This is a genomic window from Gaiella sp. (assembly GCF_035558935.1).
GTDB lineage: Bacteria > Actinomycetota > Thermoleophilia > Gaiellales > Gaiellaceae > Gaiella.
Map to the genome: position 1 here is coordinate 1 of NZ_DATMBZ010000018.1, position 13,653 is coordinate 13,653.

The 13,653-nt window shown below is 70.5% G+C and carries 13 protein-coding genes and 1 tRNA gene; 6 read left to right on the plus strand and 8 right to left on the minus strand.

Translation table 11 applies throughout. The features are described 5' to 3' along the window. Positions 1-5 precede the first annotated feature (5 nt). Positions 6-1,409, minus strand: coding sequence for a branched-chain amino acid ABC transporter substrate-binding protein (locus VNM44_RS02035; RefSeq protein WP_325622052.1), 1,404 nt, complete (start codon positions 1,407-1,409; stop codon positions 6-8). A gap of 102 nt (positions 1,410-1,511) precedes the next feature. Between VNM44_RS02035 and VNM44_RS02040 the strand changes: the two genes are divergently transcribed. The 3 genes from VNM44_RS02040 (at position 1,512) to VNM44_RS02050 (ending at position 3,901) form a co-directional block, all read left to right on the plus strand. Then, positions 1,512-1,595 (plus strand) — tRNA-Leu (locus VNM44_RS02040). 37 nt (positions 1,596-1,632) lie between these two features. Further along, the gene (locus VNM44_RS02045; protein ID WP_325622054.1) at positions 1,633-2,781 is read left to right on the plus strand and encodes a 6-phosphofructokinase; all 1,149 of its coding nucleotides are present in this window, start codon (positions 1,633-1,635) and stop codon (positions 2,779-2,781) included. Between the two features lie 82 nt (positions 2,782-2,863). Further along, complete coding sequence (locus VNM44_RS02050; protein WP_349257997.1) at positions 2,864-3,901, plus strand: ATP-dependent 6-phosphofructokinase; 1,038 nt, start codon at positions 2,864-2,866, stop codon at positions 3,899-3,901. Between the two features lie 7 nt (positions 3,902-3,908). On the opposite strand, the gene VNM44_RS02055 is transcribed toward VNM44_RS02050, so the two are convergent. From VNM44_RS02055 to VNM44_RS02065, 3 genes are read right to left on the minus strand one after another with little or no spacing between them, the layout of a single operon-like run. After that, positions 3,909-5,555, minus strand: a complete 1,647-nt coding sequence (locus tag VNM44_RS02055) for a fused MFS/spermidine synthase (protein ID WP_325622058.1) — start codon at positions 5,553-5,555, stop codon at positions 3,909-3,911. Positions 5,556-5,560: 5 nt separating this feature from the next. Continuing rightward, positions 5,561-6,949 carry an ArnT family glycosyltransferase gene (locus VNM44_RS02060; protein ID WP_325622060.1) on the minus strand — a complete coding sequence of 463 codons (1,389 nt, stop codon included), beginning with the start codon at positions 6,947-6,949 and terminating at the stop codon, positions 5,561-5,563. Positions 6,950-6,959: 10 nt separating this feature from the next. Further along, the gene (locus VNM44_RS02065; RefSeq protein ID WP_325622062.1) at positions 6,960-7,526 is read right to left on the minus strand and encodes a hypothetical protein; all 567 of its coding nucleotides are present in this window, start codon (positions 7,524-7,526) and stop codon (positions 6,960-6,962) included. 47 nt (positions 7,527-7,573) lie between these two features. On the opposite strand from VNM44_RS02065, the gene VNM44_RS02070 reads away from it, so the two are divergent. Beyond that, positions 7,574-8,101: an ATP-binding protein gene (locus VNM44_RS02070; RefSeq protein ID WP_325622064.1), complete on the plus strand. Its 528-nt coding sequence runs from the start codon at positions 7,574-7,576 to the stop codon at positions 8,099-8,101. A gap of 159 nt (positions 8,102-8,260) precedes the next feature. Here the strand turns inward: VNM44_RS02070 and VNM44_RS02075 are convergent, their stop codons facing one another. The 3 genes from VNM44_RS02075 to deoC form a co-directional block, all read right to left on the minus strand. After that, on the minus strand, positions 8,261-9,058 hold the full coding sequence (locus tag VNM44_RS02075; RefSeq protein WP_325622066.1) for an aldehyde dehydrogenase family protein: 798 nt from the start codon (positions 9,056-9,058) through the stop codon (positions 8,261-8,263). Positions 9,059-9,161: 103 nt separating this feature from the next. Then, positions 9,162-10,637 carry an aldehyde dehydrogenase family protein gene (locus VNM44_RS02080; protein WP_325622068.1) on the minus strand — a complete coding sequence of 492 codons (1,476 nt, stop codon included), beginning with the start codon at positions 10,635-10,637 and terminating at the stop codon, positions 9,162-9,164. Further along, positions 10,637-11,575: a deoxyribose-phosphate aldolase gene (gene deoC / locus VNM44_RS02085; RefSeq protein ID WP_325622070.1), complete on the minus strand. Its 939-nt coding sequence runs from the start codon at positions 11,573-11,575 to the stop codon at positions 10,637-10,639. Before deoC ends, VNM44_RS02080 begins: the two co-directional genes overlap by 1 nt. Before the next feature lie 25 nt (positions 11,576-11,600). Here deoC and VNM44_RS02090 point away from each other — a divergent pair, with 25 nt between their 5' ends. Further along, positions 11,601-12,035, plus strand: coding sequence for a cyclic nucleotide-binding domain-containing protein (locus VNM44_RS02090; protein WP_325622072.1), 435 nt, complete (start codon positions 11,601-11,603; stop codon positions 12,033-12,035). Then, positions 12,035-12,427: a TIGR03618 family F420-dependent PPOX class oxidoreductase gene (locus VNM44_RS02095; RefSeq protein ID WP_325622074.1), complete on the plus strand. Its 393-nt coding sequence runs from the start codon at positions 12,035-12,037 to the stop codon at positions 12,425-12,427. Before VNM44_RS02090 ends, VNM44_RS02095 begins: the two co-directional genes overlap by 1 nt. Before the next feature lie 16 nt (positions 12,428-12,443). On the opposite strand, the gene era is transcribed toward VNM44_RS02095, so the two are convergent. Next, positions 12,444-13,301: a GTPase Era gene (era, locus tag VNM44_RS02100; protein ID WP_325622076.1), complete on the minus strand. Its 858-nt coding sequence runs from the start codon at positions 13,299-13,301 to the stop codon at positions 12,444-12,446. Positions 13,302-13,653: the final 352 nt, after the last annotated feature.

The window sequence follows — 13,653 nt, forward strand, 5'->3', positions numbered from 1 at the left end:
GGCCGCTAGCTTCCGCCAGCCGCCGCGACGGTCTCCGGCTTCGGCGAAACCGTCGTCTCCGTCTTGAGCTTGTCGGTCGCCACGTAGATGGTGAAGCCGACGACGGCGCCCGAGGCCTCCTCGGGATCGCCGTTCTGGTCGATCTTGAACGAGCCCAGAAGGCCGTCCGTGACGTTGGTCTCGAACAGCTTCTTGATCACGTCGGCGCGCGTGCCGTCCGAGTTCTCGATCGCGTCGAACAGGACCTGCGCGGCCTGTCCGCCGTAGATCGCGTACGGGTCGATCGCCTCGCCCTTGAGCGGGCCGTTCTTGAGGCCGTCGATGAACTCGAGGGCAGCGCCCTTGAACGTATCGGTCGGAACTCCCGCGATCGACATGAACATGCCCTTGGCCGCGCCGGCGGACTCGTCGATCGTGGCCTGGGTCGTGAACCCGTCCGGCGCGAGCAGCTTGACCGCCCCGTCGTTCGGGCCGAGCACGGCGACCTTGTCCTTGATGACCTGTGCGCCGTTCTCGTCGATCAGGCCGCCGAGGAAGAGCGCGTCCGCCCCGCTCGCCTTGATCTTCTGCATCTGCGACGTGTAGCTCGTCGCCTTCGGGTCCCAGGCCTCGAAGCCCGCGACCTTGATCCCGACCGACTCCGACGCCTTGCGCGTGGTCGTCGCGACTCCGAGGCCGTAGGCCTCCTTGTCGTTCAGGATGTAGACGCTCTTGATCCCCTGCGCCTGCATGAACTCGGCAACGGCTGCGCCCTGGTACGCGTCGTGCGCCACGACGCGGACGTAGTTCCGGCTTCCCGACGGGTAGTACTTGTCGGGCTCGGTCGAGTCACAACCGCCCGGCAGGTTGACCGTCAGGCACGGATACGTGTTCGCCGGGGAGACCATGGCGATGCCGCCGTCCGGCGCCTGGTTCAGGACCGGGATCTCGATCGCCGCACAGCCGGAGTTGAAGGTGCCGATCACGCCGATCACCTTGTCGTTCCCGGCGTACGCGTTCGCGTTCGAGGAGCACTTCCCGGAGTCCCACTTCCCGGCCTGGGCGGTCGCGTCGTCGCAGGACTGGAAGCCGATGTTGTAGTCGCCGGCCTTCCAGCTGCGCTGGTCGAGCTCGTAGCGGATCGCCGCGACGATCTGCTCGGTCTGGAAGCGCGATGACCCCTGGAGCGGGAAGTCCGACGCGACGATGTAGTCGGGGTCGCCGTCGCCCTTGTACTCGATACCCGTGCACGACGACGAGGGCAGCGCCTCCGGGGCACCACCTCCGCTGTCTCCGCCGCAGCCCGCCGCGACGAGCGCGAACGTTGCGACGAGGAGCCCGGCGAGGAGCACCCCTTTCTTCTTGAGCGTCAAGCTCTCCTCCTCCTTCGTGGGAGACCGTGCGCCCGGCTTCAGGCCGGGCACGTCCACGTCTTGTGGGCGAGAGTGTAGAGGCATGCGGACTGGCATGCCTCGCAAGGATCGGTCATCGTCCGGGAGGTGCGTGCGGCCGGCCTCTACTATCGGGTCAGGGCCGAAGTGGCGGAACTGGCAGACGCTGCGGATTCAAAATCCGCTGTCCGTGAGGGCGTGTGGGTTCGAGTCCCACCTTCGGCATCGCACCATCGCTCTCTCCTTGGTATGACCTCGTTCGATGCGCATCGGGATCCTCACCGGCGGCGGCGACGTGCCCGGGCTCAACCCGTGCATCAAGGCGGTCGTCAACCGCGTCGTGCACGACGGCCACGAGGTCGTCGGGCTGCGGCGCGGCTGGGCGGCGCTCCTCCACCACGACCCGGGCGACCCGGCTTCGGCGGCGGAGTGGTTCCAGCCGCTGACGTCGGCGACCGTTCGCACGATCGACCGCACCGGCGGCACGTTCCTCCATACGTCCCGGACCAACCCGAGTCGCGTGCGGGCGAGCGAGGTTCCCGCCCACCTCGCCGACCGCGTGAACGGCGACGGCCCGTTCGACTTCACGGACCACGCGCTGCGCGTCGTCGAGGCGCTCGGTATCGACGTTCTGATCCCGATCGGCGGCGACGACACGCTTTCCTACGCGCTCCGGATGCACGACGAAGGCGTGCCGGTGGTCGCGATCCCGAAGACGATGGACAACGACGTCCATGGGACGGACTACTGCATCGGGTTCTCGACGGCGGTCACGCGCGGCGTCCAGTTCATCCACAACCTGCGTACGTCGACGGGGTCGCACGAGCGGATCGCGGTGGTCGAGCTGTTCGGCCGCTACAGCGGGGAGACCTCGCTGATCACGGCATACCTCGCCGGGGTCGACCGGGCCTTGATCTCGGAGGTGCCGTTCGACGTCGACCGGCTCGGAGAGCTGCTCGTGCGCGACAAGCGGGACAACCCGTCGAACTACTCGATGGTGACCGTCTCGGAGGGCGCGACGATCGCGGGGGGCGACATGGTCCTCTCGGGAGAAGAGGATGCCTACGGCCATCGCAAGCTCGGCGGGATCGGCGAGCTGACCGCGGCGCTGCTCAAGGAGCGGACGGGCGAGAACATGATCGTGCAGGTGATCGGCTACCTGATGCGGTCCGGCGCACCGGACTCGCTCGACCTGATGGTCGCGACGAACTACGCGGTGATGGCCGCCGACCTGGCGCTCGAGCGGTCGTCGGGCCGCATGGTCGCCCTGCGGAGCGGCACCTACACGTCGGTTCCGATCTCGGCGACGCGCGAGGGCGTCAAGCGCGTCGACGTCGACGAGCTCTACGACGTCCGCGAGTACCGCCCCAAGGTGCGCCACGTGACCGGCAAGCCGATGTTCCTGTACTGACTCGTCCGCAACGTCGGCCGCCTTCGACGTCAGGCTGTCGCGGTCGCAACGGCGCCAGGTTGCGCGCGCCGGCGCCACTAGGATGGCCGGCGTGCAGCGGATCGGGATCCTGACCGGGGGCGGCGACTGTCCGGGTCTGAACGCCGTGATCCGCGGGGTCGTCGCCGGCGCCGCGCAGAGGCACGGCGCCGAGGTGGTCGGGATCCTCGACGGCTGGGACGGGTTGATGGAAGGACGCGTGCGCCGACTCGACCGCGATGCCGTCCGCGGGATCCTCCAGCGGGGCGGCACGATCCTCGGGACCTCGCGGCGCGATCCCTACGTCCACGGCGAGGGTGCCGCGTCGCTGCACGCGACGCTCACGCGCGAGTGGATCGACTCGCTCGTCGTGGTCGGTGGAGACGGCACGCTGCGCACCGCCGCCCGGCTCGCAAACGAGGGCATTCGTCTGGTCGGGGTGCCGAAGACGATCGACAACGACATCCCCGGGACAGACGTCACCTTCGGGTTCGACACCGCGGTGCAGATCGCAACCGAGGCGATCGACCGGATCACGACGACCGCCGAGTCCCACGACCGGGTGATGCTCGTCGAGGTGATGGGCCGCACGCAGGGCTGGATCGCGACGTACGCGGGCATCGCGGCCGGGGCGGACGCGATCCTCGTGCCCGAGGAGCCGTACGACCTGAACGACGTGGCGACACTGCTGCGCTCGCGCGCGGCGCGCGGACGGCGCTACTCGGTCGTGGTCGTCGCCGAGGGCATCCCGCTGCCCGAGGGCGCGCAGGTGGTGGCCGGGCGCGACGCGTTCGGGTTCGAGCGGCTCGGCGGGGTCGCTGCGGTCGTGGCGGCAAGGCTGGAAGAGCTGACGGGGTTCGAGGCACGTGTCACCGTCCTCGGCCACATCCAGCGCGGAGGCACGCCGAGCGCCGCCGACCGCGTCCTGGGGTCGCGGCTCGGCATCGCGGCGGCCGACCTCGCCGCCACCGGCCGTTTCGGGCGGATGGTCGCGCTGCGGGGCACGCAGGTCGTCGACGTGGCGCTCGAGGAAGCGTGCGGCGCCATGCGTCCGGTGCCGGCCGACATCCTCGAGGCGGCGCACACGCTCTCGGCCCCCTGACGCGGGTTCAGCCGATCAGCAGGGCGTCCGTCGGCGCGTAGCCGTCCGTCAGGAGCGGCACGTCGGCCGTGACCACGTCGCGCGCGTAGCGGTCCCGAATCGCGGCGCGGAGGTCGGGCGCCCGGGGCGCTCGCGCCCGTCGGGTCTCCTCCCACGAGGCCGCGAGACGGGCCGTCGACGGCGCCGCGCGCTCGGTCGCAACGAGGATGATGTTCCTGATGTCGTCCGACCTCCGGTCGCTCGGGCCCTCGTAGACCGGGTGGAGCTCGACCGTCGGGAACACGGAGGCATACGTCTTCCAGAGCGCCCGGGTGATCTGTGAGCTCCCGCCGGTGATCGCTCCGATCACGTTCGTCGCCACGACGCCGCCCGGCTCGAGCCGGTCACGGAGGAGGCGGACGAACTCGAGGGTGGTCAGGTGGAACGGCACGCCGTCCGAGTAGAAGGCGTCGACCATGATCACGTCGAAGCGGTCGTCGGTGCGCTGCAGGTAGCGCCGCCCGTCGTCGACCACGACCGGCAGCCTGGGGTCGCGCGGGAACGCGAACCAGCGATGGGCGGCGTCGACGACGTCCGGGTCGAGCTCGACCGTCGTCACGCGAGCGTCGCGGAAGTCACGCCACACGCGCTTCTGCACGGCCGCCCCGCCGAGGCCGATCACGAGGACATTCGTCGCACCCGGGTCGTACGCGAGGCCCAGCTGGAGGTAGTCGCTGTAGGAGAACCGCGTCCGGAAGGGGTCTTCGAGGTACATCCCGCTCTGGAACGAGCTGTCGAAGCGGAGGTAGCGCGACTCGTCGTCCTCGACGACGAGCAGCCGGTGGTAGCGCGTGTCGCGCGCCTCGCGGATGGTGAAGCCCTCGCCGCCGAGCCCGATCTCCGCAGGGTCGAGCTTGCGGGGCGTGTGTACCTCGCGCTCGCGGTACAGCGGTGACCAGTTGCGGGCGGCGGAGCCGGCGAGGACGGTGCCGGTCGTCTCGGGAGCGAGCGCGCCGACCGCCAGCACGGCCGCGCCGGCCGCCGCCACCAGACCGGCGCCCGGGAGCCAGAGTCGCTGGAGCAGCGAGACGACCGCAGCCGCCGTCAGCAGGACGACCGCGCCGAACGCGAGCACCTGATCGGTGCCGTACTCGGGAACGAGCCAGAACGACGTTGCGAACGTGCCCGCGATCGAGCCCGCGGTCGAGATCGCGAACAGGCGTCCTGCAGTTCGGCCGAGTCGAGCGATGTCGCGCGCAGCGAGCCGCACGGCGATCGGGGAGACCGACGCCAGCACCACGCTCATCGGCCCGAACAGGAGGATCGACGCGACGAGCGGGTCGAGGCGCGGTCCGGGATCCCATGCGACGACCTGCTCGAGCACCCACGAATCGACGACGGGGATCAGCAGCACGAGCCCGGCCCCGAGGGCGATCGCGCCGACAAAGAGGTAGGGCGAGGGCCAGCGGTCGGCGAGCGTGCCTCCGAGCCAGTAGCCGACGGCGAGGCCGGTGAGCACGACACCGATCAGCGCGCCCCAGACGTAGAGCGAGCTGCCGAACGTCGGCGCGAGCACGCGGCTGGCGGCGATCTCGACGCCGAGCAGCACGGCTCCGGAGAGGAAGACCGCGGTGCCGATGGCGAGCCCGTCGAGGGCGACTCCCGGACGCTTCATGCCTTTCAGCCTAGGCGGTAGACCCGGAGCCACGGGCGGGGACGGTGGCCCGGCTCGCTCCGTGTGGCGTAGGCCGGGCGCATTCCCTCGAGGGTGCGGTAGAAGCGCGCCTCCCGTGGATAGCGGGCTGCGGCGGCGAGAACGCGGTCGGCGACGCTGCCGCCGACGACGATCCAGCGGACGCCGTCCGCGCGCAGCGCCACGAGGTCGCGGCGGGCGTCGAACGGCCGTCCGGGGCCCGGCAGCGCGAGCCGAACGACAGGCCGCCCATGAAGCGGCAGCGTCGACGTGTCGGCAGCGACGCGAGCGCCCGCCGGAACGTGCGCGTCGATCCATGCCGCGGCGTCGAGGCGTGGGTCACGGCCGGTCAGCGACCGCGCGTCGGCGACCGACCACCAGAGGGGCACGACCGCGGCCGCGAGGGCGGCGACGGCGAGCGTCTTCCGGCGGCCCGCCAGGACGGCGAGGACGGGAATCAGCGGCAGCACGTACCGGTCGAAGTGCGCCTGCGACGGAAGCAACGAGAGACCATACGCGGCGGCGAACGAGAGCAGCACGACGTCGCTCCGCTCCCGGGCACGCAGCGCGAGAACGACTCCCACCACCGCGACGAGGAGCACCGGCCCGACCGTCTCCCAGAGCCTGAGGCCGAACGCGAACGGCGTCGCCGGGTCGTTCTCGAACCCGAGCCATCCGTCACCCGCGAGCTGCTGGACGCGATGGAAGTCGTCCCAGGCGGCCCCTGCGTGGATCACCACGAACGGGCTCGTCAAGAAGAACGCAGCAGCGGCGAGCCCCAGCGACACGCCGACCCGGCGCCAAGCGCCGATCCCCGCGACGACGATCGGCACGACGAGGATCGCCCCGGGGTACTTGGCGGATGCGGCGAGGCCCGCGACGACCCCCGCCCATTCGAGCCGGCCGGTGACGAGCAGGGCAAGCGTCACCGTCACACCCAGGGTGAGGAGGACGTCGGTGACGGCCATGCGCGAGTAGGCGACATGCGTGGTCGCGACCGCGACGCCCACGGCGCCCGTGAGCGCAGCCGGGACGCCGTACGCTGCACGGCCGAGCCACCACGCCGCGGCAACCCCGAGCACCCCGAGCAGGACGGCGACCACGCGGGCCGCGCCGTACGAGGGCTCGTCGAAGCCGATCTGCGTCGGCGCGAGCACGAGGAAGAGCAGGCTCGGATAGTCGTACCAGCCGGGGTCGAGCCCTCCCCCGTGCACGACATCCCATGCGCGCGGGACGATGTTCGTTTCGTCGGGGTTGAGCAGCGGGAGCGGAAGCCCGGATCCGGCGCCGACAGCACGCAGCACCGCCGCGAGCGCGAGGATCGCTCCGAGAAGACCGACCTCCGCGGTCGAGAGAGACCGGCGTGCGAGCCGCAAGTTCTCGGAGTTAGACGTCGGGGACGCCGTCGCCGACGAGCGCCTCGACGTCACCGCTGACGAGCACGGCGTCGACGCCGGCCCGCTCGAGCTCCTCGACGTCCTCGCGCGACGCGCCCGAGAGCTCCGCGATCGCGAGCTTCCCGGCGGGGACGTCGAGCAGCAGCTCCAGAAGCCGGTCGAGCGGCTCCTGCTCGCTCTCCGCCGCGTCTGCGGCGAGCAGAAGGATCTCGGGATCGACGTGCTCGAGGACGTGACCGAGCTCGTCGTCGTCGCGGACCCGGACGACGTACTCGAGCCCGAGCTCGTGACATCGCTCGGCGAGGTCGCGAAGCGCATCCGGGTCGTCGACGGTCAGCACGACGGCATCGCCGGCCGCCGCCGCGTCCGGCGCCGGCCCGTAGGCCAGGAGGGGGAGAGCGGTGTGCGACCGGAGCTCCGCCAAGCCACTTCCGACGACGATGCCCTTCGCTCCGCTCTCCTCGGCGCCACGGGCTCCGTCGGCGTCCCGAACGTGCACCAACACCGAGATCCCGTCACCCTCCGCGATCGCCTGGCTCAGACGTCGATGCGTCACGGGGGCGGATGCTATCCGCCGCCGCCGATCGCGTAGGCTCGCGCCCCGTGATCCCGGTCAAGCGCGTCTGCCTGCTCGGAGCCGAGTCGACGGGGAAGTCGACGCTCGCAGAGGCGCTCGCGCGTCGCTACGGCACGTTGTGGAACCCCGAGTACGGCCGGCCGTACACGCAGGTCGGGCGACCGCGTGGAGCTCCCTGGACGAGCTGGGAGTTCACCCACATTGCCCGGATCCACTGCTGGTACGAGGACTTCCTTGCAACGCTCGCTTCGCGCGTGCTCTTCTCGGACACGGACGCATTCACGACCGCGGTCTTCCACGAGGTCTACCTCGGGGTGCCGGCGACGGGGTTCGAGGAGCTCGTCGCGCGCAGCTACGACCTCTTCGTCGTCTGCGGCCTCGACGTGCCGTGGCGACACGATGGTATCCGGGAGTTCGAGGACCAGCGGCGCGCGATGCACGAGCGGTATCTCGAGCACGCTCGCTCGAGTGGGAGCCCCTGGATGCTCGTCGAGGGGCCCGTCGACGCGCGGCTCGAGGCGGTAGGGCAGACGCTGGGTCCGCTGCTGGACTGAGGCGGCTCGAGCGCGCGCGGGAGTCCCGTGCCCGTTACGAAGTCGGCGCGAAGTTGGCACCGTTTTGTCTCCAAAACAGGAGACAACGCCGTTAGAATTGGCAGCGGGTGGTGGGTTGGGGTGCCCCGGAGGAGGCGCGACGCGAAAGCGCGACTGGCGTCAGCGCCCGATCGGGTGCCAGACGGTCTTGAGCTCCATGAACGCGCCGATCTCCCACGGGCTTCGGTCCTCCCGCGCCCGGACGACGCGCTTCACGTTCTCTGCGGCGAGCACCTCGAGCGCCGCCACGTCGCCGTCGACGCCCGTGACGTCGATCGCGTTGACATCCATGTGCGCAGCCAGCACCGGTGCCAGCTCCTCGCGATGCCCCGTGAGGACATTGACGACGCCGGCCGGCACGTCCGACGTCGCGACCGCTTCGGCGAGCTCGATCGCCGCGAGGGGGTGCGCCTCCGAGGAGACGACGACGACGGCATTGCCGCCGGCGAGTGCGGGAAGAACCCGGGCGACAAGGCCGTCGAGCGGCGGCTCGTCGGGCGCGACCACCGCGACGACTCCCGTCGGCTCCGGCACCGTGAAGTTGAAGTATGGCCCGGCCACCGGGTTCGCGCCGCCGAGCACCTGCGCCAGCTTGTCCGCCCAGCCCGCGTACCAGACGACACGGTCGATCGCCCGCGCAACCTCCCGGCGCCCGCTGCAGACACGCGCGAGCGCGGCGTGCCGCGTCTCCATCGTCTCCGCCAGTCGGTAGAGCACCTGCCCGCGGTTGTATGCCGTCGCCGAGCTCCAGCCGGGGAATGCCTTGCGCGCGGCGACGACGGCGTCCCGCGCGTCCTTGCGCGAGGCCCGCGCGACGTTGTGACCCTCGAGCTCGAGCGTCCGGCCGGACTCCGAGCGCGGAAACGCGCCACCGATGTAGAGCTTGTACGTCTTGCGGACAGGGAGGCGTGCGCTCATTCGTCCACCTCGGTGCGCAGGATCTTCCACACGCCCCAGACGAGCGCCCCGAGCAGCACGAGCTTCGCCCCGATCACCGCCGCGGGCTGCCGGGCCTCGCCGCTCATTCGAACCTCAGGTACGCCTCGAGCCCGTGCCGGCCGCCCTCGCGGCCGAAGCCCGACTCCTTGTAGCCGCCGAACGGCGACGCGGGATCGAAGCGGTTGAACGTGTTGCCCCAGACGACCCCGGCGCGTAGACGGTCGGCCATCCAGAGGATGCGCGAGCCCTTCTCCGTCCAAATCCCGGCCGAGAGGCCGTACATCGTGTTGTTCGCCTTCTCGACCGCCTCGTCGGGTGTCCTGAAGGTCAGGACGCTGAGCACCGGCCCGAAGATCTCCTCCTGCGCGATGCGATGGCTCTGCGCCACGTTGGTGAAGATGGTCGGCGCGAACCACCAGCCCTTCTCCGGCAGGCGGCACGGCGGCTGGTAGACCTCCGCGCCTTCCTCGGTGCCGCTCTCGACGAGCTCGACGATGCGGTCGAGCTGTGCCTTCGAGTTGATCGCTCCGATGTCGGTGTTCTTGTCCAGCGGGTCGCCGACCCGCAGCGTCGACATGCGGCGCTTCAGCTTGCGTACCAGCTGGTCGTGGATCGACTCCTGCACGAGCAGCCGCGAGCCGGCGCAGCAGACGTGGCCCTGGTTGAAGTAGATGCCGTTGACGATTCCCTCGACGGCCTGGTCGAGCGCGCAGTCGTCGAACACGATGTTTGCCGCCTTGCCGCCGAGCTCCAGGGTGAGCGGGACGTCGCGGCCGGCGAGCTCGCGCTGGATCGCCTTCCCCACCTCGGTCGAGCCTGTGAAGGCGACCTTGTCGACGCCGCCGTTGCGGACGAGGTGGGCGCCCGTCGAGCCGTCCCCGGTGATGATGTTGACGACGCCCGGAGGCACCTGAGCCTGTCGGCAGACGTCGGCAAAGAGCAGCGCGGTCAGCGGCGTGGTCTCCGCGGGCTTCAGGACGACCGTGTTCCCGCACGCGAGCGCAGGCGCGATCTTCCACGCAAGCATGAGCAGCGGGAAGTTCCACGGGACGATCTGCGCCGCGACGCCCAGCGGCCGGGGCCGCCGCCCCGGGAAGGCGTACTCGAGCTTGTCGGCCCAGCCCGCGTAGTAGAAGAAGTGCGCCGCGGCGAGCGGCAGGTCGACGTCGCGCGACTCCTTGATCGGCTTCCCGCCGTCGAGCGACTCGGCGACGGCGAGCTCGCGCGCGCGCTCCTGGAGGATTCGCGCGATCCGGAACAGCACCTTGGCCCGCTCGGAGGGCTTCCACGTGCTCCATGCGTCGAACCCCTCGCGCGCGGCGTCGACGGCACGCGCGACGTCCTTCGCGCCGGCCTGCGCGATTTCCGCCAACGGCTCCTCCGTCGACGGCGAGACGGTCGTGAACCAGGACCGTGACCGCGGCGCGACCTCCTCCCCGCCGATGAAGAGCCCGTAGCGATCCTCGAACGTGACGATCTCGCGGGACTCGATCGACGGCGCGTATTCCCACGTCCCGGCGGTCGCGAGCGTGCGCTGCTGCTTCTCGACGGCGCCCATCAGTCGAGCGTGAACTCGTCGGGCGACCGGTAGATGCCGGTGCGCTGCTTGCGCAGCTGCAGGAGCACATCGTTGAGGAGCGACGACGCGCCGAAGCGGAACAGGTCCGGCGTCAGCCACTCGGGCCCGAGCGTCTCGTGGAGCACGCAGAGGTACTGGACCGCCTGCTTCGCGGTCCGAATGCCGCCCGCCGGCTTCATCCCGATTACGAGCCCCGTCTCGTCGTGCACGTCTCGGATCACCTCGAGCATGCAGAGCGTCACCGGGAGCGTCGCTGCCGGCGAGACCTTGCCGGTCGACGTCTTGATGAAGTCCGCGCCGCCGGCAATCGCGACGAGCGAAGCCTTTCGCACCGCGTCGTACGTCCCCAGCTCGCCCGTCTCGAGGATCACCTTCAGATGGGCATCCCCGCACGCGTCCTTGACGGCGAGGACCTCCTCGTGGACGTGGCCGATGCGACCGGAGAGGAAGGCGCCGCGGTCGATGACCATGTCGATCTCGTCCGCGCCTGCCTCGACGGCCGCGCGGACGTCGGCGAGCTTCACCTCGAGCGGCGCCTGGCCCGAGGGAAACGCTGTGGCGACGGACGCGACCTTGACCGCACTTCCCTTCAGCGCGCGGCGGGCGACGGGCACGAGGCTCGGGTAGATGCACACCGCGGCGACGTGCGGCACGGAGGCATCGCCGGGGTCGGGGTACATCGCCTTCGTGCAGAGCGCCCGCACCTTGCCGGGCGTGTCTGCTCCCTCCAGCGTGGTCAGATCCATCATCCGGATCGCGAGCTCCAGTGCGAAGACCTTCGACTCGCGCTTGATCGAGCGCTTGGCGAGCTCGGCCGCACGGGCCTCGAGCGCGACGGCATCGACGGACCCGATCCTCGGCAGGCGCCCGCCGCCCGGAAGCTCGAGCGAGCGCGGAAGTGCGAGCGTTTGGCTCATGCCGTCAGTCTAGAGTTCCGCTTCCGTGCTGCTTCGCGCCGACACCAGGGTCGATCTCATTCGGGGGCTACCGCTGTTCGAGCTCTGCTCGAAGCGTGACCTGCGCCGGATCGCCGCGCTCGCCGACGAGCGCGAGATCGCGGCCGGCACCGAGCTGATCCGGGAGGGCGAGCCGGGAAGCGAGTTCTACGTCGTGGTCGACGGAGAGGTCGACGTCCGCCGCCGTGGCCGCCGTGTCGCCCGGCTGGGAGCCGGAAGCTACGTCGGCGAGATCGCGCTCCTCTCGCGCTCGCCCCGGACGGCGACGGTGGTCGCGGCCACCCCCCTCCGCGTTCTCGCCATCTCGGGGCGTGACTTCGTCGCGCTCCTCGACACGCTCCCCGAGCTGTGGCTCAAGGTCGCGCGGACGCTCGCGGACCGGGTCGACGCCGACGAGGCGATCGACGCCACGGCGGTTTGATGACGTCCGTCGACTCACGGGTCAAGGCGCTCGCCCAGGCGGCGAACTTCGCCACGCTCACCGTTCTGCTTCGCTCCGGGGCGGCGATGACGCACGTGATGTGGGTCGACGCAGACGACGACCACGTGCTGATCAACACGGAAGTCCATCGCGCGAAGTTCCGTGCGGTCGAGCGCGATCCGCGCGTGACCGTCACGATCCTCGACCGCGCCGACCCATACGTCTACGCCGAGGTGCGAGGGCACGTCGTCGAGATGGTCCGCGGGCCGGACGCGCGCGCCCACATCGATCGACTGTCCCGGAAATACCGCGGGCGCGACTACGACGATTCCGCGATCACCTCCGAGCGGGTGATCCTGCGCATCGCGCCCGACGTGCAGTACGTGCGCTGACCGCGGCGCCAGCGCGTCAGAGGCCGAGCCGCTCGAGCGTCTTGCGGTCGCGCCGCCAGCGCGGCCGCACTTTGACGACCAGCTCGAGGAAGACCCGGTGGCCGACCAACGCCTCGACCTCGGGCCGCGCCCGTGTGCCGATCTCGCGGATCATCGCGCCCTTCTTCCCGATCAGGATGCCCTTCTGCGACTCCGTCTCGACGAGCACGAGCGCGCGGACGGTCTCGCCGAGCTCATCGACCTCGACCGTCAGCGCGTGCGGCACCTCGTCGCGTGTGAGATGGAGCGCCTTCTCGCGGATCACCTCCGCGACGCGCTCCTCGAGCGTCAGGTCGGTTGCCTGCTCCAGCGGGAAGAGTGGCAGCCCCTCGGGGAGCAGCTCGACCAGGTCGGCGCGGAGCTCGTCGATGCCGTCTCTCACCTTGGCGCTCACCGGGTGGAGCGCGTGGAAGTCTCCAAGGCCCGCCGCGACCTTCATCTGCGCCGCGACATGACCGTGCTTCAGACGGTCGATCTTGTTGAGCGCGATGACGACCGGGACGCCGAGTGAGAACACGCGGCCGGCGACGAAACGGTCCCCCGCGCCGATGCGGTCGCGCGCCGAGAGCACGAACAGCACGACGTCGACGTCCTCGAACGAGCCGTCGACGGTTTCCTGCATCCGCTCGGTCAGCGCGTCCATCGGCCGCTGGAAGCCCGGGAGGTCGACGAGGACGAGCTGCCAGTCGTCGCCGTTCGCGACGCCGAAGATGCGCCTACGCGTCGTGTTCGGGACGGTCGACGTGATCGCGACCTTCGCTCCCGTGAGGGCGTTGACGAGAGTCGACTTGCCGACGTTCGGCCGGCCCGCGACGGCGACGAGCCCGCTCTTCATCTCATCCCGCCTGGACACCCGCCCAGGCGACGTTCGCAGAGCGCCCTGTCGGAGCTCCGACCGAGAGGAAGCCTCGATTGGTCGGAACAGCCTCTGCGCTGCGCTGCGGCATCCTCTGTTGCCCGAGTAGCGCCGCTATTCGGGCGCCCTGCGTCGTTGCATGGCCGTCCCGCCGACGGAGGGTCATTCCGGATCGAGCTCTCGGAGCCGCACCCGACGGGACGCGTCGAGCGAATGGAGCGCGGAGGCTTGGCCGTGCCGCTTCGCCGACCGCCGAGGCCCGGCGCTGCGTCCAAGGCGGCCAACTGTCCCTTCCGCCCATGTCCGCTTCGGCCACAACTCTTGGGCCGCC